Origin of the sequence: Pseudoalteromonas sp. APC 3250 (assembly GCF_030407915.1) — a bacterium.
GTDB lineage: Bacteria > Pseudomonadota > Gammaproteobacteria > Enterobacterales > Alteromonadaceae > Pseudoalteromonas > Pseudoalteromonas tetraodonis.
Genome location: NZ_JASDCM010000009.1, coordinates 35728 through 55726, shown reverse-complemented (window position 1 = coordinate 55726; position 19999 = coordinate 35728). Strand labels below are relative to the sequence as shown.

At 40.0% G+C, this 19999-nt stretch carries 19 protein-coding genes; 13 read left to right on the top strand and 6 right to left on the bottom strand.

Annotated elements, in window-relative coordinates; translation table 11 throughout:
* The first annotated feature begins 219 nt into the window (after positions 1 to 219).
* The 3 genes from QL986_RS11140 to kynU all read left to right on the top strand — a co-directional run bounded on the left by QL986_RS11140 (position 220) and on the right by kynU (position 3718).
* A complete protein-coding gene (locus tag QL986_RS11140; protein WP_024601245.1) occupies positions 220 to 1521 on the top strand; it encodes an amidohydrolase family protein in 1302 nt (433 codons plus the stop codon).
* Positions 1522 to 1646: 125 nt separating this feature from the next.
* Positions 1647 to 2480, top strand: coding sequence for an alpha/beta hydrolase (locus QL986_RS11135; protein ID WP_024601246.1), 834 nt, complete (start codon positions 1647 to 1649; stop codon positions 2478 to 2480).
* A gap of 2 nt (positions 2481 to 2482) precedes the next feature.
* Complete coding sequence (gene kynU / locus QL986_RS11130; protein ID WP_024601247.1) at positions 2483 to 3718, top strand: kynureninase; 1236 nt, start codon at positions 2483 to 2485, stop codon at positions 3716 to 3718.
* Positions 3719 to 3812: 94 nt separating this feature from the next.
* Here kynU and QL986_RS11125 read toward each other — a convergent pair whose 3' ends face one another.
* Both QL986_RS11125 and QL986_RS11120 read right to left on the bottom strand, forming a co-directional pair.
* Positions 3813 to 7061: a methyl-accepting chemotaxis protein gene (locus QL986_RS11125; protein WP_290191535.1), complete on the bottom strand. Its 3249-nt coding sequence runs from the start codon at positions 7059 to 7061 to the stop codon at positions 3813 to 3815.
* Positions 7062 to 7313: 252 nt separating this feature from the next.
* Positions 7314 to 8471 (bottom strand): hypothetical protein, encoded by a 1158-nt coding sequence (locus QL986_RS11120; protein ID WP_290191534.1) that lies wholly within the window; start codon positions 8469 to 8471, stop codon positions 7314 to 7316.
* A 214-nt stretch (positions 8472 to 8685) separates the two neighbouring features.
* Here QL986_RS11120 and QL986_RS11115 point away from each other — a divergent pair, with 214 nt between their 5' ends.
* Genes QL986_RS11115 through QL986_RS11105 form a run of 3 tightly spaced genes read left to right on the top strand, consistent with a single transcriptional unit; the run spans position 8686 to position 10354 of the window.
* Complete coding sequence (locus QL986_RS11115; RefSeq protein ID WP_008115114.1) at positions 8686 to 9192, top strand: DUF3087 domain-containing protein; 507 nt, start codon at positions 8686 to 8688, stop codon at positions 9190 to 9192.
* A gap of 15 nt (positions 9193 to 9207) precedes the next feature.
* The gene (locus tag QL986_RS11110; protein ID WP_024601250.1) at positions 9208 to 9861 is read left to right on the top strand and encodes a glutathione S-transferase family protein; all 654 of its coding nucleotides are present in this window, start codon (positions 9208 to 9210) and stop codon (positions 9859 to 9861) included.
* A 40-nt stretch (positions 9862 to 9901) separates the two neighbouring features.
* Complete coding sequence (locus QL986_RS11105; protein ID WP_024601251.1) at positions 9902 to 10354, top strand: low molecular weight protein-tyrosine-phosphatase; 453 nt, start codon at positions 9902 to 9904, stop codon at positions 10352 to 10354.
* Positions 10355 to 10394: 40 nt separating this feature from the next.
* Here the strand turns inward: QL986_RS11105 and QL986_RS11100 are convergent, their stop codons facing one another.
* Positions 10395 to 11492, bottom strand: a complete 1098-nt coding sequence (locus QL986_RS11100; RefSeq protein ID WP_024601252.1) for a TonB family protein — start codon at positions 11490 to 11492, stop codon at positions 10395 to 10397.
* 232 nt (positions 11493 to 11724) lie between these two features.
* Between QL986_RS11100 and ribA the strand changes: the two genes are divergently transcribed.
* From ribA to csrA, 6 genes are all read left to right on the top strand, one after another.
* Positions 11725 to 12348 (top strand): GTP cyclohydrolase II, encoded by a 624-nt coding sequence (gene ribA, locus QL986_RS11095; RefSeq protein WP_008465954.1) that lies wholly within the window; start codon positions 11725 to 11727, stop codon positions 12346 to 12348.
* A 400-nt stretch (positions 12349 to 12748) separates the two neighbouring features.
* Positions 12749 to 13537, top strand: a complete 789-nt coding sequence (locus tag QL986_RS11090) for a BPSS1780 family membrane protein (protein WP_008465956.1) — start codon at positions 12749 to 12751, stop codon at positions 13535 to 13537.
* Positions 13537 to 13989 carry a regulatory protein RecX gene (locus QL986_RS11085; protein WP_024601253.1) on the top strand — a complete coding sequence of 151 codons (453 nt, stop codon included), beginning with the start codon at positions 13537 to 13539 and terminating at the stop codon, positions 13987 to 13989. Before QL986_RS11090 ends, QL986_RS11085 begins: the two co-directional genes overlap by 1 nt.
* 19 nt (positions 13990 to 14008) lie before the next feature.
* Entirely contained in the window at positions 14009 to 16609 is a 2601-nt protein-coding gene (gene alaS, locus QL986_RS11080) for an alanine--tRNA ligase (RefSeq protein ID WP_024601254.1), read from the top strand.
* A 6-nt stretch (positions 16610 to 16615) separates the two neighbouring features.
* Positions 16616 to 17833 (top strand): aspartate kinase, encoded by a 1218-nt coding sequence (locus tag QL986_RS11075; RefSeq protein ID WP_290191533.1) that lies wholly within the window; start codon positions 16616 to 16618, stop codon positions 17831 to 17833.
* 90 nt (positions 17834 to 17923) lie between these two features.
* Positions 17924 to 18115, top strand: a complete 192-nt coding sequence (csrA, locus tag QL986_RS11070) for a carbon storage regulator CsrA (protein WP_004587515.1) — start codon at positions 17924 to 17926, stop codon at positions 18113 to 18115.
* A gap of 55 nt (positions 18116 to 18170) precedes the next feature.
* Here csrA and QL986_RS11065 read toward each other — a convergent pair whose 3' ends face one another.
* From QL986_RS11065 to QL986_RS11055, 3 genes are all read right to left on the bottom strand, one after another.
* Complete coding sequence (locus tag QL986_RS11065; RefSeq protein WP_008115132.1) at positions 18171 to 18638, bottom strand: YcxB family protein; 468 nt, start codon at positions 18636 to 18638, stop codon at positions 18171 to 18173.
* Positions 18639 to 18807: 169 nt separating this feature from the next.
* Entirely contained in the window at positions 18808 to 18999 is a 192-nt protein-coding gene (locus tag QL986_RS11060) for a hypothetical protein (protein WP_013464127.1), read from the bottom strand.
* Between the two features lie 47 nt (positions 19000 to 19046).
* A complete protein-coding gene (locus tag QL986_RS11055) occupies positions 19047 to 19220 on the bottom strand; it encodes a DUF1328 family protein (protein WP_002961939.1) in 174 nt (57 codons plus the stop codon).
* Positions 19221 to 19742: 522 nt separating this feature from the next.
* Here QL986_RS11055 and QL986_RS11050 point away from each other — a divergent pair.
* Positions 19743 to 19988 carry an OadG family transporter subunit gene (locus tag QL986_RS11050; protein ID WP_013464128.1) on the top strand — a complete coding sequence of 82 codons (246 nt, stop codon included), beginning with the start codon at positions 19743 to 19745 and terminating at the stop codon, positions 19986 to 19988.
* The last annotated feature ends 11 nt before the right edge of the window (positions 19989 to 19999 follow it).

Below are 19999 nucleotides of genomic sequence, written 5' to 3'. Positions count from 1 at the left end.
AGCTCCCTACATATGAAAAGTATTACAACAATATGGTTGAGTATAGACATCTTCTTTTATTTTTTCCGTTTGAAGGCAGTGTAAATAGTGGTCAGAATTTTTACTAAAAACGTATTTCAGGTTTGTTTTTGTGACTTTCCTGATAAGGTATTGGTTGTATAACAATATTTTAACGTTATTTCGTTGCTGTTAACGAAAAGCGAATCATTGGAGATTTTCATGAGCATATTTCGATTGAGTGTTATTACCTCGATTTTTTTAGCCGCAAATTTTTGCGCCAGCAATGCACAAGCCAATACTAAAGTGATTCATGCGGGAGAGCTATTAAGCGTCCCTGGCGAAAAATCACAGCAAAAACAAACTGTAGTAATAGAAAATGGCAAAATAGTGTCTGTATCCGCTGGTTTTTTACCGGCCTCTCGATTTGGTGATGATGCCCAATTAATCGATTTATCGACCAGCTTTGTTATGCCAGGGCTTATGGATATGCATGTGCATTTACAAGGTGAGCTTGGGCCAGATAATAAAAAAGAACTGGTTGAAATGTCTGATGCAGATGTTGCAATGCGCAGTGTTCATTTTGCTAATAAAACCCTAATGGCGGGATTTACCACCGTGCGTGATGTAGGTAGCCAAAGCGAGCAAATGTACGCATTACGAAAAGGGGTGGCGAATGGTTGGGTTAATGGTCCGCGTATTATTGCCGGTGCTGGAGTTACTATTACTGGTGGGCATTTAGATGTTGATGGTATGAGTCCTGATTTACTCACCATAAAAACGCCACCAACAGTGTGTGATGGCGCAGTTGAGTGTCGTAAAAAAACACGTTATGCAATTAAGTATGGGGCGGATTTAATTAAAGTGGCCTCTACCGGTGGTGTGCTTTCTGATACCACCACGGGGACAGGTCAACAAATGGAAGACGATGAGCTCAAAGCCATTGTAAAAACTGCACATGGGTTAGGACGAAAAGTAGCAAGCCATGCCCATGCTGCACAAGGTATTAATGCCGCACTTCGTGCAGGGGTTGATAGCATTGAACACGGCAGTTACACCGATGAAGAGGGCATTAAGCTCTTTAAAGAAACCGGCGCTTACCTTGTACCAACGTTGTTAGCTGGCGATACCGTGGTTAATATGGCAAAAAATTCAGATTTTATGTCTGCACCTATTAAGGCTAAAGCAACGAGAGTGGGGGGTGATATGCTCAACAACTTTACTAAGGCTTACAAAGCCGGCGTTAAAATTGCTTTTGGTACTGACAGTGGCGTATCAAAGCACGGTATTAACGCAAAAGAAGCCGTATTGATGTATGAAGCCGGTATGAGTACCTCCGATATTTTAAAGTCGGCAACCGTCAATGCTGCTGATTTAATTGATATGAGCCAGAGTTTAGGCACTATAGAGCCTGGTAAGTTTGCCGATATTATTGCCTTAGATTCCAGCCCACTTAGCGATATTAGCGCTTTAATGGATGTTGATTTTGTGATGAAAGAAGGCGTAATTTTCAAACAACAATAAACACTATATTTATTTTATTATGAATGACGTTATAACGCTGGTAGGTCGTACAACAGAATGTTTGTAGACGATTGACCAGCGTTATTTTGTTATACCGTTTTTAGGTAAAAAGGAAGTAGTTTATTTTGAAGAGCTTAGTGGTTTTATTTTTTAGTGTATGGCCTTTGTTAGCAAATAGTGCCTCGCAGCAACCAGTTGAATTTCCTGATGTTGAAAATAATGTGGCTTATGCAAAAGTAGCTTCATTGGGATTTAACTTAGCCGATGAAAAAATAGCCTACGGCAGTGATGAGTCACAGTACGCATTACTTTGGCGCGCAAAGCAAGCACTGGTGCAAACGCCGTTAGTTATTTTACTCCATGGTGGCTGTTGGCTTAGTGAGTACGATATTAAACACACGTATGCGTTAAGTACGGGGCTTGCACAAGCTGGTTTTAATGTGTGGTCATTAGAGTATCGAAGAAGTGGTACAAGCGGTGGTGGCTGGCCTGCAACGTTTAATGATATAAAAGCCGGTATTTTAGCGGCAAGTACTTACAATAATGGCGAGTTTAAATTAGCTGACTCGGTTGCTGTAGGGCACTCTGCTGGTGGACATTTAGCACTGCTTGCAGGTGGTGAAATAAGCCAGCTTAAAGGCGTTATTGGCTTAGCCCCTATTACTGATATAAAAGCATATGCACGTGGTAATAACAGCTGTCAAAAAGTGACAAAAGATTTTATGCAAGGTATGCCAACTGATAAACCTAAGGCTTACACGCAAGCTAACCCGAGTGAGCAGCCACTTCATCCCCAAAGCATTATTTTACAAGGCGACAAAGATGCCATTGTCCCCGCTTTTAATTTAGCGCAGCTTAAACGCCCGGTGGTGATGCTCGAAGGCGTGGGGCATTTTGATTGGATCCACCCAGGAACTGAGGCATTTAGTACACTAATAAAAAATTTAAATGAGATATAAAAATGAATTTTAATGAGATTGTAGCGCTTGATAAAGCCGATCCGCTGGCTAATAAACGCGATGAATTTGATTTACCCGCAGACACTATTTATCTCGATGGTAATTCACTAGGTGCCTTGCCTAAAGCCGTTAAGTCGCGCGTGGCAGAGGTGGTAAATCAACAATGGGGTAGTCACTTAATTAGAAGTTGGAATGATCACCAATGGATTGATTTACCAACTCAGGTAGGAGAGAAAATAGCGCCGATTATTGGCGCAGCAAAAGGCCAAGTGATTTGTTGTGACTCTATTTCAGTTAACTTATTTAAACTGTTAAGTAGTGCATTATCGTTAAATCCTGAGCGAAATGTGGTGTTATCCACCGAGGATAACTTTCCTACTGACTTATACATGGTACAGGGGCTAAGTGAGCTATTAGGCCCCGACTTATGTCAGCTTAAATTAGTGGCAGAGCAAAGTATTGAGCAAAACCTTAATGATTCAGTGGCTGTGTTGCTATTAACGCAGGTCAACTTTAGAACCGGTCAGTTGCTGGATATGCAAAAGCTCACCCAGTTAGCCCACGAGAAAGGCATTTTGGTGATATGGGATCTAGCCCATAGTGCGGGAGCTTTACAAGTTGAACTTGATAACTGTAATGCTGATTTTGCCGTTGGCTGTGGCTATAAATACTTAAACGGTGGCCCAGGCTCACCTGCATTTTTATATGTGGCTAAACGCCACCAAGCTGCTGTGAAGCAACCCTTATCAGGTTGGATGGGTCATGCCAAACCATTTGCTTTTGATGCAATATATCAAGGTGCTGATACTATAAATCAGTATTTATGTGGCACACCTAGTGTGATTGCGATGAGTGCTTTAGATGCTGCGCTTGATGTATGGCAAGACGTAGACATTTCTCAAGTAAGAGAAAAGTCGATTGCACTTGCCGAGGTATTTATTAAATTAGTACAAACACATTCATGCTTAAGTGATTTACGCTTATGTTCTACTGAGGATTCGAGCCAAAGAGGCAGCCAACTAGCATTTTCACATACCGATGCGTTTGCTATATGCCAAGCGTTAATTGAAAAAGGGGTAATTGCAGATTTTCGTGCGCCTAATATTTTACGTTTTGGTTTTACACCTCTTTACACCTCGTTTGAAGAGATTTGGCAGGCAGTAACTATTTTAGCTGAGGTAGTTAAAAGCCAGCTATATACCCAGCCACGTTTTAATTTAGCGGGTAAAGTGACGTAACTTTATGATGAGCCATTATTATAATGGCTCATAGCGTTTCTCAAGTTAAAAAAGGCATAGCGTTAGCAGAATCACTAGCAGCGCCTTTAGGTTATTATTGCTCTTTTTCTAGATGAAAGTAATTAAGTTGTACTCTCATCTCGGTAGCTTGTTCTGCCATTTGACGTGCCGCCGCCATTGTTTCTTCTGTAATCGCTGAGTTAGCCTGAGTTAGCCCCGTTAACCGTTGTACAACAAGATTAACCTCTTTAATTGCTTGCTCTTGTGCGGAGGTTGAGTGCGCTATATGTATTATATTTTTATTAACATCGCTAACAGCTTGCATTATGTGTTTTAGTTTTTTCCCTGAGGTGTCGGCTAATTCAGTTCCAAGTGCTATTTTTTGATTACTGTTTACAATAATACTTTTTATTTGCTTTGCTGATTTAGCACTACGCCCCGCTAAATCACCGACTTCATTAGCTACTACAGCAAAGCCTCTTCCGTGGTCGCCAGCCCTAGCTGCTTCTACGGCGGCATTAAGTGATAGCAAGTTAGTTTGAAAAGCGAGGTTGTCAATAACCGAAAGTATTTCGTTAATGTCTTTACTGGCTTCATTTACTTCATCAATCGCGCTAACAGTCTGTATTGATAATTGGTTTCCTTCTTCAGCAATTTGCTCTGCATTGCTTGCCAATGCCACGGCACTTTTTGATTGTTCAGATACTTTAGTTAGCTCATCTAGCATTTGCTCAGTACTTGAGCTTGCCTCTTCAAGGTTGGCTGCTTGCTCTTCTGTGCGTTTACTTATTTCAGTATTACTTGAAGCTATTTCACCTGCATTTTGCATAACCTGGCCAGCTGATACTTGAATTTCTTGAATGACATTAGTTAATTTCTCAATGGTCGCGTTGGTGTCGCTTTTAAGGGTATTGAATACGCCTTGATATTGCCCCTCTATATTTTTGGTAAGGTCACCTTTAGCTAAGTTTGACAAAACGCTACTTACTTCATTTATAGCTAATGAAACTAATGAGGTAGACTCATTAACATTATTTTTTAAATCTTCCAATTGGCCTTGCAATGGTTGTTTTAATTGATGAGAAAAATCGCCATTTGCCATTGCAGCCATTACTTGATTAAGATCATTTATGACATGTTCAAGGTTTGTTACCGAGTGGTTTATATCTGTTTTTAAACTATTTAGCTGGCCTGTCATAGTCGATGAAATAGTATGATCAAAGCGCCCCTGACTAATTGCTAGCATGACTGATGAAATTTCAGTTAGAGCATTATCAATAGCAGTAATTGATGTATTGATGTTACTTTTTAACTGCTCAAGTTGACCGCTGGCTTCACCTTTAATCATTTTTTTAAAGTCACCTTTACTAACAAAGGACATGACTTCACCTATTTCATTCATTACATTATTTAAATTAGCCATACTGGAATTAATATCTTGTTTTAAGATATCAAGCTGTCCAGCTAAGGGAGCATCTAATTGCGCTGAAAACTGGCCCTGTCGTAATGCACTCATAACGTCACTAATACCATCTATGGCAATACTTAAGCTATTCACTGAGTTATTCACGCTGTCTTTTAGCTGGGCAAGTTTTCCTTTAGCTGGATAGGTAATTTGCTCTTTAAAGTTACCTTGCTCTACGTTAGCCATAATATCTACGATACTATTCATTGTGTTGTTTATTGAGGAAAGCGATTGGTTAATATTACTTTTTAAGGTGCCTAATTCACCTGACATTGAGACATTAATTTGAATATCAAATTGACCGTCAGCCATAGCAATCGCAATGTTATTTAATTCGTTTATTGCCCCGTTTAGTGAACTTGCGCAATCGTTGGTTGCTTGTTTTAACGTAGCTAACTCTCCTCGACATGGTGCTTCAATACGTTGATCAAATTTACCCGCAGCCATTTGGTTCATAACGCGATTTGTTTCACTAATAGATAACTGTAGAGCATCAAGAAGAGTGTTAAATGCTTGAGTGCTAACGCCTATTTCATCGCTTGAATAGACAGTTGCTCGTAATGAAAAGTCACCTTGTTGCTCCACTTTTTTCATCGTATCAGCCAATGCATGTATTGGCTTCGTGAGTGTTCGCGCAAACCAATATGCGGCAATAGTAACAATAAAAATAGTGACAAAAAGTATCACAATGAGTAGTTGGGAAAGAGTCGTTATTGACTCAAAAGCTTCTTGTTCGTCCATTTTTGCTATGAGTGCCCAGCGAACATTAAATACATTTACAGGTGCAAATGCAGAGAGCACCATTTCATTGTTATAGTCATTTATAACATGCTGCCCTTTTTCATTTTTTAGTGCTTTGATTACAGATAAGGTATTCACAGTGCCTTTATTTGGGTTTCTAAACGAGCTTTCTACAGAGTGATTTTTCGGATCAATATAAGAGTCAGAGCGCATTAACCCTTCAGGGCCAACAAGGTAGGTTTCTCCGCTTTCGCCCAACCCGTCACGTTCTTTCATAATTGAATTAATATCTTCAATCGATAATTGGGCAGCTAAAATAGCAACCGTTTTACCATCAACAACAATAGGCTTTCCTATAAAGCTTGCAGGGGCATTATATGAAGGGGAGTACTGTTTATAATCTGCAAAAGCAATTTTTTGTGGGTTGCTGCTGTCTTTTAATTGTCTAAATAGGTTCGCTAAATTACTTTTAGCGTAGGGGCCTGTTTGCAGCGATGTTGCAAAGTCTACTTCTTTATAAACAGAGTAAACAATATTGCCATTTGCTGGGTCGATAATGAAAATATCGTAGAACTTATTTATATTAGTCATATCGCGTAGATAAGGGTGATATTGGCGGTGCGCTTGCTCGTAACTGTCTGATTGCTCTGTGGTGGTTAGTTTTTGTTTTTCACCGATTGGGTTTGGGTTATTAGCTAGATAACGAGATTGCAGCTCAATACTTTTTGGATTCATTTGCTTTAATAGAGATGAAGAAACTGTATCAGTTGGGTTTAGCTGTTTAAATTTTGGAGCAAAAGACTCTTTATAAAAGCGATTTAGAGACTCTGATGAGGTTGAAGGGGAGGTATTATTAAATCCATCTATAAACTTTGTCGCAATATTGGCCATTTCTGGATTTGCTTGCAGCGCATTAAGCTTTTTTTCAATGTTGTTAAAATAGCGTTTAACAGCGCTTTGTTTTACTTTACTCACAGCGTCTAAACGCGAATAAACCTGTTCTGTCATCGAGTTTGAAGCTGTATTAATTGCGACAATAATAATTATTGTTATTGGCACTAGGGCAACAACTAAAAAGGCGGAGATAAGTTTTTTTGTTAAGTTTAATGAATTAAAAAAGTGGTTAATTGTGAGCATTACTATGTCCCTGTAATAAGGTTTGTACCTCAAATGAGCATAGAACACAATTTGTGAAGATCTAGTTAATAATTAAAGTAATGAGTTTTTATTATAAAATAGCCGAGATTGATACAGAGCGCTTTCAATTTTAATGTAATTTCAGCATGCTTTTTTAGCGGTTTAAAGCAAAAAAACGTAGAAGCATTTAAGTGCTCCTACGTTTATTAATTAATAGTCGTTCTAACGTTGAAGTTGAAAAAGCAAACGATGTTAGAGTGCTACTAAACTGCGCTCTAACATAGTTTGAATTTGCTTTACTATTTTAGCTTCAGTTTCGGGTTCAAACTGAGCAATTCGTGGGGTGTGAATATGTCCTGTCGGAATATCTGAATTTAGCTGATTTCGCAGCCGAATACTGCGATACGAAATTTCGTTAGACAGGTAACCACCGCCACCGCCATGTACTGCAGTTGCCTCTTTTAATTCGTCAAAACTGCTAGGCTCAAAGTCTTTTTTGAGGGTAATAACATGATGATTATCATTAATCGCAAAAGGGCCTTTTGCGCTTAACATAGCGCTAACGGGTAAGCTAAATTCTACAAACTCAGTACCTGGTAATGGGCGGTCGTTCAAGCTTGGAATGAGCGGCGCTGTTTTACTGCCTCCATACACTACATTGGCGTTGTCGGGCGCTGTTACACTGCGGCGCTTGCCTGGAAAGCGCTCAAGGTCAAAGTCTTTACTACCCATGCTAACGGTAACCACCATATCAACATTATTAAGTGCGTAATAAGGGGCAAGTAAGGATTCTATAATACCGTGATCAAAGTCTTCATAACGCACAGGCACCATCACTGTGTTTATTTCTGCACTAATACCTTTATAGTTAATGACTTGGCCATCAAGAAGTAGTGCTGCAACACCCGATGGGTTGCTTTGGTTTATATTTCTATCAAGTAAAAACGGGTCAAATCCAGTTAATAATATTTTTTTAGAGGTGTTTTGTGAGTAGCTAAGATTGGTGCGGCCTCGGCTGCCATTCTCTAGAAGTGTTAATAACACTGTTTGCTGCGCGGCGCTCAGCGAAAATGCAGGCTTTGTGGTGCGAATAATTTTGCTTGATTGTAAGCGAGCCCAGTAAAGTGCGCGATCATCTAAGTTTTGCGTTGTAGCGATGCGTTTTTTTGCACTAAACCATAATCGTTTTGAGTAGTCATTAACGGCATCTACGGCTTGTGCATAGCTTGAGAGTGACTTGAATTGCTGCTCAAATTGATTAACTTCGCTGGCAAAAGCGCTTAGCACGCTAGGCATCGCTTGGCTGGCTTTTTCAATTCGCAATTCTTCTGGGGTTAGCGGTGTGTTTAAATTAGCTAACGCATTAGAAGAAGAAAAAATTAAGCTTGCAGCAATCAGTGTTTTTATCATGATGGTCCTAAACTGAGTCGTATTTGTTGTCTACTATCCTATGCCTAATAAGTGGGTGCAAATAAAATCGTTGGTTGGTTTTATGTTGCAAGAAGTATAAAACCGGCGTTAAATCAAAAACTACGGGTATTTTATTAAAAAGAGTCGAAACTCTGTGGTGGGTTTAGCTACAATGGTGGCTGTGTATTTTTTAGTTTTTTAATTTTAGGCAACTATGCAACTTATTCAAATAGATAAAGCTCGTTATCGTAAACATTTAAACCGCGTTATAGTCGGTTGTGCCGCAAGCTTAGCGATTGGTAGTTTAGCTATTTCACAAACGCTTATTGCATTATTTCCCGATGAAAGTGGTAGTCATTTTCATTGGAACTTATTAGGCGTTATTGTTACTAGTATTGGTATTGGCTGGTTGTTAAATAAATACCGTACACATCCTTTTATGACCGAGGTGGTGTATGTATGGGAGCTCAAACAAGCGCTTAATAAAATTACCCGCAAGATGGCAAAGCTTAAAGCGGCGGGACGTGAAGGTAATCCTGATGCGCTATTAGCCATTCACTATAGTTATGCAGGTTCACGCTTGTTATGGCAGCTTGACGATAACACCATCACCATGGATGATTTAGCGATTAAACAAGCCGAGTTAGATAGCGTTGCGGCTAAATATAATTTAACTCTTAATGCCGATGACTACGATGACGCAATTTTAAAGCAGTTTTAATTTATAGGAATCACAATGAGCATAATTCTCTATGGTGTCCCGCTTTCTCCCTATGTACGTAAAGTGCGTGTATGTTTAGCGCATAAACAACTCGACTATAAACTCGAAATAGTCTCGCCGTTTAATCAACCTGATTGGTTTTTAGAACTGAACCCTCTAGGGCGAATTCCGGCGCTAAAAGACGACGAGTTAAGTTTGGCGGATTCTAGCGTTATCTGCCAATATCTTGATGAAAAATACCCTAATTCAGCGTCTTTAATCGGTGATACTATAGAGCAACGTGCAGCCGTTCGCTGGTTAGAAAAATACGCAGATTACGAGCTGGCTCCTTTTGCAACATTTACGGTGTTTCAGCAACGTATTATTGCCCCCACAATGCAAAAGCCAACCGATGAAGCCTTAGTGCAAAGTGCATTAAATGAAAAACTACCGCCTTTATTTGATTATTTAGAAGATTATTTAGGGGATAACGAGTTTTTTGTTGGCGAGAGCTTAACCCTTGCCGACATTGCTGTGAGCTGCCAGTTAATGAATATGGAGCATGGTGGTGAGCAACTTGATGAGTCGCGCTGGCCTAAGCTTGCTGCTTTGCATAGTCGGGTAAAACAGGGCACCGCTATGCAGAGCATGCTTGAGGGCGAGCAAAAAATATTAGCCTCATTAAAATAATGTTTATTACTGATTTTTTGCAAAAGCTTAGGAGCTATAAGTGAAAAAAGTACTGATAGTGTGTTTGGGAAATATATGTCGTTCACCTACCGCAGAGGCGGTATTAATAGCTCGCGCTAAAGAGTTAGGCATTGATTTGCTAGTGGACTCGGCTGGGACTATTGGTCATCATGAAGGTAATCCGCCAGATAAACGCTCTATGCAAGCTGGCGAGAAACGTGGTTATAGTTTTAAAGGTATTTTTTCACGCAAGGTGCGCAGTAGTGATTTTAGCGAGTTTGATTTAATTTTAGCAGCCGATAAACAAAACCTGACGGATCTAACCGCACGCTGCCCCGATCATTTGCAATATAAGTTGGCGTTATTTTTAGAGTATGGCGAGCAAGCACAAAGCGCTATTCCGGACCCTTACTATGGCGGTGATGATGGCTTTGAAAAGGTACTTGATTTAATAGAGGCCGCCAGCGATAACATTTTAGCTAAGTTAAAGTAGAATAAACTAAAAAGGCGCTTAAAGCGCCTTTGGTATGTTATTAACGGTTTACTTTAAAGTCGAGCTGTACTTTGGAAGTTGCTGCAACCGCTTTTCCATGTTCAAACTTAGGTGCATAACGCCATTGCGCTAATGCTTCTACTGCCGATTTTTCAAAGGCCACGCCACCTTCAGAACTAATTACTTGCGGATTTTTTACAAAGCCAGACTCATCTACTTCAAACTCCATAACTACACTGCCATCTTTACTAAATCGCGCCTTGTTTTTAGGGTATTTAGGGTTAACGCGGTATAGCGGCTTTTGCTCTTGGCTTTCTTTCCACGGCACCATTTTAGCAATCGCGATGCAGTGTTTGGTGGCTTCATCACTTTTGCCTTGTTTTTCATACAAGCCAATCAATCTTGAGTGTGCGGTAAGCTCGGCGTTGTGATCGTAACTTAAGCTTTCATCAAACACATTTACTACACGGTTAAGTCGTTCTATTGCTTGATCGTATCTTTTTCGACCTTCCGCAAATGACGCCATTAAAAAATCAGCTTTTATTTGTTCAACTGAGTTTTTAGGTAAGTTAGCCAGATAATACTCATCGGCTTCTTCTAGGTAGTTTTTAGCTTCTCGGTATTTTTCATAGCTGAATTTATTAGCTAGTATGGTTGCCGCTTCTAGTTTCATATCAGCCACAAACTTAGGGTTGTTTTGTGTGTTTGCGATTGCTATCACTTGCTCTAAATAATAATCCGCTTTTTGAGCAGAAGGGGCAAAACTAGCCATACCGACTAAAGCATCAATGGTTTCAGGCGATTGCTTACCATGGTTAGTAGCTAAAATAGTATAGGCTTGTTGATAGAGCGAAAAACGCTTTTCAATCCACTGTTTACCGTATCGATTAATTGATTTTGCATAGTTAATCGCTAAGTTTGCGGTGTTATCAGCATTTTCACCGTAAACAGTTTTACCTAATGTGTAAGCCTGCTCCGCGGCTTGTTGCACATTTTCTTTGGTTTTAATCGCATTTAAGTAATTTTGATACGCGTCGTTGAAAACGGCTTGAGCGTTATTTGTTTGTTCGGCAAATGACGTGGTGCTCAATACAGATAAACCTAAGCCCATCAGTAATGCAAGTTTGTTTAATTTCATAATGATCCCTATTATTTGTCGATAACAAATTAGCAAATCCTTATGTATATGTCATCACTTTAGGTAAATCAAGGTAAACGCTCGCTAGTAATATATTTGCGGTTTAAGATTGAAAATAGTCGCTATCGTCGCCATATATTTGCCATAAACAGTCTTGTACTACGGTGTATTTAACCTATTTTGTGATATTATCACTTTATCGTGTCGTAGTTTTTTAATATTTGGATTGGTCGTGGCGCAAGTAAGAGCAAGAGTCCAGCTTAATGTTGGCAAAAATAGTGATATTCCTGCAGAAATTATTTCCTTTAGTGGCTTAAAAGATGGCCAAGAGCATGTTGCGTTAGTGTTTAAAAACGCCGATACCGAGCAAGATGTTCCGCTTATTCGTATGCACTCTGAATGCTTAACCGGTGATGTGTTTCACTCGTCACGTTGTGATTGCGGTGAGCAGTTAAATGAGTGTATTGAAATGATGCACGAACAAGGCGGTATTTTACTTTATTTACGCCAAGAAGGGCGTGGTATTGGTTTATATAATAAAATTGATGCGTATGTACTGCAGTCACAAGGTATGAACACTTACGAGGCCAACAATCATTTGGGCTTTGCTGATGATTTACGTGATTTTTCGGATGCTGTATTAATGCTCAATGCGCTTAATTTAAAGCATGTAAAATTAATGACTAACAATCCTAAAAAGCTTAACGCATTAAAAGATGCTGGCATAGAGGTGGACTCTGTTGTGGGCACTCATGCACACATTAAAGCTGGGCTTTCAGGTAACAAGGCGTATTTAGAGACTAAAATTAAGCATGGCTCTCATATGCTAGATATTAAGAAAATTAAAAAACCTTAGGGTCTGTTGACCTTTCAAGGTTAAATTTGCAGCAGTCTGTTTGGTATTTAGGCAAGGCAGAGCCTATGTGGTGTGGTTATTCCCCATAAATAGGCGATAACGCAGCATCAATGCCAAACAGGCGCTGCCCGAAGGGTTCTGCCTAGGGGCGATTTACTCTTTGTTGCCTACATGGATGTAGGTAAGGGGCGTGAGCAGGACGCGGAAGCTTTGCTCGGTTTTGACTTAGCCCACTAGGTTACAAACCTCGCGCCGCGATTAAATCGCCCCTAGTTTGAACAAATTTTAATCCGTAAAGGGCAACAGACCCTAATATTAACGGCATTTATCGCCGCCACCTATGTAATACCAACCAACGCCGAGTTATACTCGGCGTGTTTTGTTTTAATTAAGAGCAAGTATGTCTACACAATTACGAATTTTTAAAGCGGATGCGGCATTAAAATGGTTTAAAGCGGGTTGGCTAATTTTTAAAACTCAGCCATTAACCTTTATCTTTATGCACTTGTTTATTGGCATTGTTGGCTTGTTGTCTTTATTTTTGCCGTTATTACAAATAGTCGCAGCATTGGCTACACCATTTTTAACCGCTGGTTTTTATCAAGCCGTGCTTACCAAGCAGCAAGGCGGAAAAATTATGTTAGCCGACATTTTGAAGCCCTTTTCAGCAAAAGGAAATCGGTTAGGCTTATTCCGCTTAGCGCTTTATCAAATGGGTGCCGGTATTTTAATTGCGCTGCTCGCCAATGGTTTATTTGCCGATGCGATGGCGGTTATGACGCAGCCTGACTTAGATCCTAATACAGCAATTAGCCAAATGCTTGAGAGTATTTCGTTTGCCAATGTGGCACTGTTTTTAATTGCGCTGTCGATATACTTTACTTCGTTTGCCTATGCGGTACCGCTGGTTTACTTTAATAAAGAACAACGTATTTTAAATGCCTTAAAAAGTTCGTTTATGGTGTTTTATTATAATATTTTACCACTGAGTGTTTATGGTATTATTTGCGCATTATTAATTGTGGTGTCGATGTTCTTATCGCTACTACCGCTGTTGATTTTAATGCCAATTTGCTACATTAGTTTCTTTGTTTCTTATCAGGCTATTTTTATGCCCGTTGTGCCACCAAGTGATGACAGTAACATTAAGCCTTTAAGTAGCGAGCAAAGCGGGCGCTTTGACGCTTAATGGATGATACGTTAAAACAAAAGTTAAAAAACTATGTGCTTTGGTTACTAGGAAGGCAAGAGTATTCGCGCCGAGAGTTAACCCAAAAGTTACAGCAAAGAGAAGCAACCGACGAGTTCATAGAAAACCTGCTTGATTGGTGCGAAAAGCACAATTTTATTAACGAGCAGCGTTACTGTGAAGGGTTTGTAAGAAAGCACATATTTAAATGCCATGGCTTAAAGCGAATTCAAAGTGAGGCCATGAGCAAAGGGATTGATAGAGCACTGCTTGAAACAGTGATTGAAGAGCTGGAAATAGATTGGTTTGAGCTCGCGCAGGAAGCGTACAACAAAAAATATTCAACGACACCGGCAAACCTCGAGTACAAAGAAAAAGCTAAGCGCGTGCGCTACTTAATGTATCGAGGATTTAGCTATGATCAAATAAATTTTGCAATGCAAGCACAGTAAATACAGGTGAGACTTTCACATGCAGCACATGACTACCGCACAAATTAGGCAACAGTTTTTAGACTTTTTTGCCAGCAAGCAACACCAAGTTGTTCCTTCTAGTTCGCTTATACCGGGTAACGATGCCACGTTGTTATTTAATAATGCCGGTATGGTGCAATTTAAAGATGTATTTTTAGGCGCTGAAAGCCGCCCTTACACACGCGCAACCAGTTCGCAGCGTTGTGTGCGTGCTGGTGGTAAACATAACGATTTAGAAAACGTAGGTTACACAGCACGTCACCATACCTTTTTTGAAATGCTAGGTAATTTCAGCTTTGGTGATTACTTTAAGCAAGATGCAATTAAATTTGCGTGGGAGTTTTTAACTGAGGTTGTAAAACTACCAAAAGAAAAGCTGTTAGTAACCATTTACCATGATGACGAAGAAGCCTTTGGCTACTGGGCTAACGATATAGGCTTACCTGAAGATCGTATTATTCGTATTGCAACGAGCGATAACTTTTGGTCTATGGGTGATACGGGTCCTTGTGGTCCATGTTCTGAAATATTTTATGATCATGGCGAGCATATTTGGGGCGGTCCTCCGGGCACACCTGAAGAAGATGGTGACCGTTTCATTGAAATTTGGAACTTAGTATTTATGCAATACAACCGTCAAAGCGACGGGACTATGGAGCCACTTCCTAAGCAATCTGTTGATACAGGTATGGGCCTTGAGCGTATTTCAGCTATTTTACAAGGTGTGCATTCAAACTACGAAATCGACTTATTCCAAGGCTTAATTGCGGCCGCTGCAAGCGTTACCAATGCACAAGATATGGATGATAAATCACTTCGCGTGGTAGCCGATCATATTCGTTCGTGTGCATTTTTAATTTCAGATGGGGTTATGCCATCAAATGAAGGCCGTGGTTATGTATTGCGTCGTATTATTCGTCGTGCAGTACGTCACGGTAATAAGTTAGGTGCTAAAGGCGCGTTTTTCTATAAATTGGTTGCTGCACTTATTGAGCAAATGGGTCAAGCGTACCCAGAGCTTGCTAAGCAACAAGAAATTATTGAAAAAGTACTACGTATTGAAGAAGAGCAGTTTGGTAAAACGCTTGAGCGTGGTTTAGCTATTTTAGAAGAAAGCTTAAGTGATTTAACCGGGGATGTGATCCCGGGTGACTTAGTATTTAAGCTTTACGATACCTATGGTTTCCCTGCTGATTTAACAGCCGATGTTGCGCGTGAGCGCCAGATGACGATTGACCATCAAGGTTTTGAAGCATGCATGGCAGTACAACGTAAAACTGCGCAACAAGCGGGTAAGTTTGGGGCTGATTACAATGACCAATTAAAATCAGACAAGCACACTGACTTTAAAGGCTACGATAGCACTCATTACAGTGGCACAGTGGTAGAAATTTTTGCTGGTGGCGAAGCTGTATCATTACTTGAAGATGGTCAACAAGGTATTATTGTTTTAGACCGTACTCCGTTTTACGCTGAATCAGGCGGCCAAATTGGTGATAGCGGAACAATCACAGTAGCCGGCGGTGAGTTTGTGGTGACTAATACCACTAAACTGGGTAATGCTTTTGCTCACCATGGAACAGTTCAAGGGCGTATTGGCGTTAACGATAAAGTGGATGCAACTATTGACGATGCGCGCCGTGACAGCATTAAGAAAAATCACACCGCTACGCATATTTTGCATGAAGCACTGCGTCAGCTTTTAGGTGAGCACGTATCGCAAAAAGGCTCACTTGTGCAGCCAGATCGTCTGCGTTTTGACTTCTCACATTTTGAAGCGGTGACCAAACAAGAACTGCGCGAAATTGAGCGCGTAGTGAATGACGAAATTCGTCGTAACTTTGCTCTTAACACTGAGCTAATGGCAATTGATGATGCTAAAGCAAAAGGTGCAATGGCACTGTTTGGCGAAAAGTACGATGACGAAGTACGCGTTGTGACTATTGGTGATTACTCAATCGAGCTTTGTGGTGGTACACACGTAGAGCGTGCGGGTGACATTGGTTTATTCAAAATTGTATCTGAAAGCGGTATTGCTGCTGGTGTTCGTCGAATTGAAGCGGTAACAGGTGCAGAGGCAATTGCTTTTGTAAGCGAGCAAGAGCAACAATTAGCTGATGTTGCAGCGCTTGTAAAAGGTGACAATGCGTCAGTGCTTGAAAAAGTAACTGCCTTGCTTGAAAAGTCGAAAGGGCTTGAAAAACAAGTTGCCCAGCTTAACGATAAACTAGCCAGTGCGGCAGGTGCATCGTTACTTGATTCAGTGGTTGAAATTAACGGGGTTAAATTGTTAGTGGCCAACGTTGAGGGCACAGAATCAAAAGCGCTTCGCGGTATGGTTGATGACCTTAAAAATAAAATTGGCTCAGGTGTTATTGCCTTAGGTGTTGCCAGCGGCGACAAAGTAAGCCTAATTGCGGGTGTAACTAAAGACTTAACTGGCAAAGTAAAAGCGGGTGAGTTAGTTAATCACATGGCAGGCCAAGTCGGTGGTAAAGGCGGCGGTCGTCCAGATATGGCGCAAGCGGGTGGTTCTGAGCCACAAAATTTAACTGCAGCACTTGATAGCGTAACAGCTTGGTTAACTGAGCGTACTTAAGCTTAAGTGGCACTTATAGTTCAAAAATTTGGCGGCACTTCGGTAGGCTCAATAGAGCGTATTGAAGCGGTCGCCGACCTTGTTGTTAAAACCAAGCAACAAGGCCACCAAGTGGTGGTGGTGCTTTCGGCAATGTCGGGAGAAACCAATCGCTTAATTAATCTTGCCAAACAAATCGACTCTCGCCCGAGTAGTCGTGAACTCGATGTATTACTGAGTACCGGTGAACAAGTCTCTATCGCTTTATTAGCGATAGCCATTATTAAACGCGGCCATTCAGCGGTAAGCTTACTAGCCGATCAAGTGAATATATTAACCGATAACATGTTCGGTAAAGCCCGTGTAGAAGAAGTTGCGGCAACGCGTTTAAAACATGAACTTGAACATAACCGTATTGCTATTATTGCCGGCTTTCAGGGGCGCGATATTGAGGGCAACGTGACCACGCTTGGCCGTGGTGGCACCGATACCTCAGCGGTTGAAATTGCTGGTGCAATAAAAGCCGATGAGTGTCAGATCTATACCGATGTTGATGGCGTATATACTACAGACCCGCGTGTGGAACCTAACGCACGACGTTTAAGTCATGTTACCTTTGCTGAAATGCTTGAGCTGGCAAGTTTAGGCGCTAAAGTATTACATATTCGCTCTGTAGAATCTGCTGGTAAACACAATGTTCCTCTGCGGGTGTTATCTAGCTTTAAACCCGATGAAGGCACGTTAATTAGTTTTGAGGAGAGCGACGTGACAAGCAATGTCGTATCGGGTATTGCATTTAATCGAGATGAGTGCTTAATTAAGGTGCATGGAATGCCGCAAGGCACCAAACATCTTGCAAAAGTTTTGAAACTTTTTGCTGATAATGGCATCGAAATAGATATGATTAATCAAATTAATCATAAAGTTGAAAAAGTCGACTATGCTTTTACTGTGCATTTAAATGATTACTTAAACGCACTTGATTTGTTAACGGCTGAGCAACAGCAATTTGACGCACATGCAATTGACGGATTGACCAATGTGGCGAAAGTGTCAGCGGTGGGTATGGGGATGAAATCTCATTCCGGGGTAGCGAGTTTATTTTTTGATTCGCTAGCACAAGAAAACATTGATGTGATGTTTGTTGCCACCTCAGAGATCAAAATTTCAGTTTTAATAGATGAAAAATACCTAGAGCTGGCTGTTCGTGCATTACATAAGACATTTTTAACAGAAAATGAATAGATTGAGAGTTTTTACTTACTTTTTAGTCTAATTTTAATTAAAATGTTTGTGCGGAATCTTATAATTTTATTGGAACATGGGAGCAAGAGAATGCTAATACTAACTCGTAGAGTAGGCGAGACCCTTATGATTGGTGACGAAGTAACCGTTACTGTTCTAGGTGTTAAAGGAAATCAAGTTCGTATCGGTGTTAACGCACCTAAAGACGTATCAGTTCATCGTGAAGAAATTTACATGCGCATACAAGCTGAAAAGTCTAACCCTAATCCGGGCAATGCTTAATCAACATAGTATAAAATGTGCTAGTTAATATAACTATGACATTTGTAAAAGCCACTCATTGAGTGGCTTTTTTGTTTATAAAATCAATCGTTTCTTCGTCGAGTATTGCCTTAGAAATGTATTGCATACCGCTTTTACTTTTTAACAATAGTCCACAATCTGTAGTAATAATTTCGTTAATGTCGTGCCAAGCTAACTGGTAATTTTTGTAATGATTGGTTGATTTTATTCCGTCTTCGTCGAAGGTGAGAGTGACTTCAGAACCAGACGCTCTGCTTAGCATTTGCCTGGTAACCCACCATGGGCGGCGATAGTAAAAGGCGATGCATTCGAGTAGGGCTAGCATCAGCAAAAATGTACCTAGGTAATGATCTCCTAAACCATAAATACCAAATAATCCCAATACAACAAGCAGTGCTAATAAAAAATATTTAGGTTGCGCGCGTTTACTATAAGGCAGCGATTGGTCGAAGCATTCATAAAAGTAAGGTTTATCGAGTTTATAGGTTGTCGTAAATACCATGCATCTATACTTAAAAGCTATTTTTTATCATTTTAGCAAGCTATGTGGTAAATGCGCAGCTTAAAAAGAATTAATAGTTCAGAGTTTATAATTAATGGGTAGCAACTTGGCGACTAGTATTAAACACAAAAAAAGCGACCAAATGGTCGCTCTTTAAAAAGGGGCTGAATTAGCAATTTGTTTCTTCAGCGTTGACACCTTCTTTTACTTCTTCACAGGCATCTTCTACTTTATTTTGAACATCTGTCACGGCTTCGTCGATGCGTTCACCGGCTTCTTCTGCATGATTGTCTTCACAACCCATAATAAATGCACTTGCGAATAGGCCAATAGCTGCTGCTTTAAGTGTTGATGATTTCATAATGTAATTCCTTGTATATAAATTTAAAAAAGTTCGTTGTTTCTTATCTACCTGGGGCTTTTACCACGTAAAGCGCCAGAGACAAGTGAAATAACCAGTAAAACTAAAAAGATAAAAAATATGATCTTAGCAATTCCTGCTGCGGCTCCTGCAATACCACCAAATCCTAAAACGGCTGCGATTAGTGCGATCACCAAAAATGTAATTGTCCAGCGTAACATTGTCATCTCCTTGATTTATCTAAGTGTTAAAGTGTTGTTTTTATATAAGCGAGTAATATGCCAGTATTTTATTTTGTTTTAAATCAACGGTTTAACTTATCTTTTTCAGTTTGGTTTTATATTAGGTTGGTAATTTTTACGGTTTTATCTGTAACTTATTCACAGTGGTGTCTGATGAGATAATAAATAGTTTTTACAGTCGTTATTTTGGTAAGACCAATTAACATTTGCTTTGGCAGTTTTTAGTGGATTAGCTCATTAGGTATATTTTTATGTGTTTTTACAGAATATTAGGGTTTTTATATATTCTTTGTTTATAACGAACATTTTTACCATCTATATATATAGGTTAAATAAGCTATTTTAGGTGGTGTTAACCTTATTGGTGATATGTTACTTTTAGATTAATTGGTTTTACCAATTTACAATGTGTAGACAAAAGAATAGTTTTTGTTACTATTGGTGAATATTTATTTAAATAAACTGACTTTTTATGTATTCAGTTTTGAACAGGGGAGAATTATGGATATAGGGGCTTTGCTCACAACTGCAGGCAATTTAATGCTAACCGGTATGGTGGGGGTGTTTGTATTTCTTTCTTTATTGATTGGTGCAGTGACAGTTATGTCTAAGCTGGCTAGCAAATTTTCTCAGCCAGAACTTGAAGTATCACAGAGAACACCATCTTTTAAATCTCAAGGTGTGCCAAATGAGCACATCGCTGCAATTAGTGCTGCCATTGCTCAGTACAAAACAAATAATAATTAGAGGAGCATACC

What these genes read in the sequence shown, in the direction of transcription:
- QL986_RS11140 (WP_024601245.1), top strand. Translation starts at nt 220, where the DNA reads ATGAGCATATTTCGATTGAGTGTTATTACCTCGATTTTTTTAGCCGCA.
- kynU (WP_024601247.1), top strand. Translation starts at nt 2,483, where the DNA reads ATGAATTTTAATGAGATTGTAGCGCTTGATAAAGCCGATCCGCTGGCT.
- QL986_RS11125 (WP_290191535.1), bottom strand. Translation starts at nt 7,061, where the DNA reads ATGCTCACAATTAACCACTTTTTTAATTCATTAAACTTAACAAAAAAA.
- QL986_RS11120 (WP_290191534.1), bottom strand. Translation starts at nt 8,471, where the DNA reads ATGATAAAAACACTGATTGCTGCAAGCTTAATTTTTTCTTCTTCTAAT.
- QL986_RS11115 (WP_008115114.1), top strand. Translation starts at nt 8,686, where the DNA reads ATGCAACTTATTCAAATAGATAAAGCTCGTTATCGTAAACATTTAAAC.
- QL986_RS11110 (WP_024601250.1), top strand. Translation starts at nt 9,208, where the DNA reads ATGAGCATAATTCTCTATGGTGTCCCGCTTTCTCCCTATGTACGTAAA.
- QL986_RS11100 (WP_024601252.1), bottom strand. Translation starts at nt 11,492, where the DNA reads ATGAAATTAAACAAACTTGCATTACTGATGGGCTTAGGTTTATCTGTA.
- QL986_RS11090 (WP_008465956.1), top strand. Translation starts at nt 12,749, where the DNA reads ATGTCTACACAATTACGAATTTTTAAAGCGGATGCGGCATTAAAATGG.
- QL986_RS11085 (WP_024601253.1), top strand. Translation starts at nt 13,537, where the DNA reads ATGGATGATACGTTAAAACAAAAGTTAAAAAACTATGTGCTTTGGTTA.
- alaS (WP_024601254.1), top strand. Translation starts at nt 14,009, where the DNA reads ATGCAGCACATGACTACCGCACAAATTAGGCAACAGTTTTTAGACTTT.
- csrA (WP_004587515.1), top strand. Translation starts at nt 17,924, where the DNA reads ATGCTAATACTAACTCGTAGAGTAGGCGAGACCCTTATGATTGGTGAC.
- QL986_RS11065 (WP_008115132.1), bottom strand. Translation starts at nt 18,638, where the DNA reads ATGGTATTTACGACAACCTATAAACTCGATAAACCTTACTTTTATGAA.
- QL986_RS11060 (WP_013464127.1), bottom strand. Translation starts at nt 18,999, where the DNA reads ATGAAATCATCAACACTTAAAGCAGCAGCTATTGGCCTATTCGCAAGT.
- QL986_RS11055 (WP_002961939.1), bottom strand. Translation starts at nt 19,220, where the DNA reads ATGTTACGCTGGACAATTACATTTTTGGTGATCGCACTAATCGCAGCC.
- QL986_RS11050 (WP_013464128.1), top strand. Translation starts at nt 19,743, where the DNA reads ATGGATATAGGGGCTTTGCTCACAACTGCAGGCAATTTAATGCTAACC.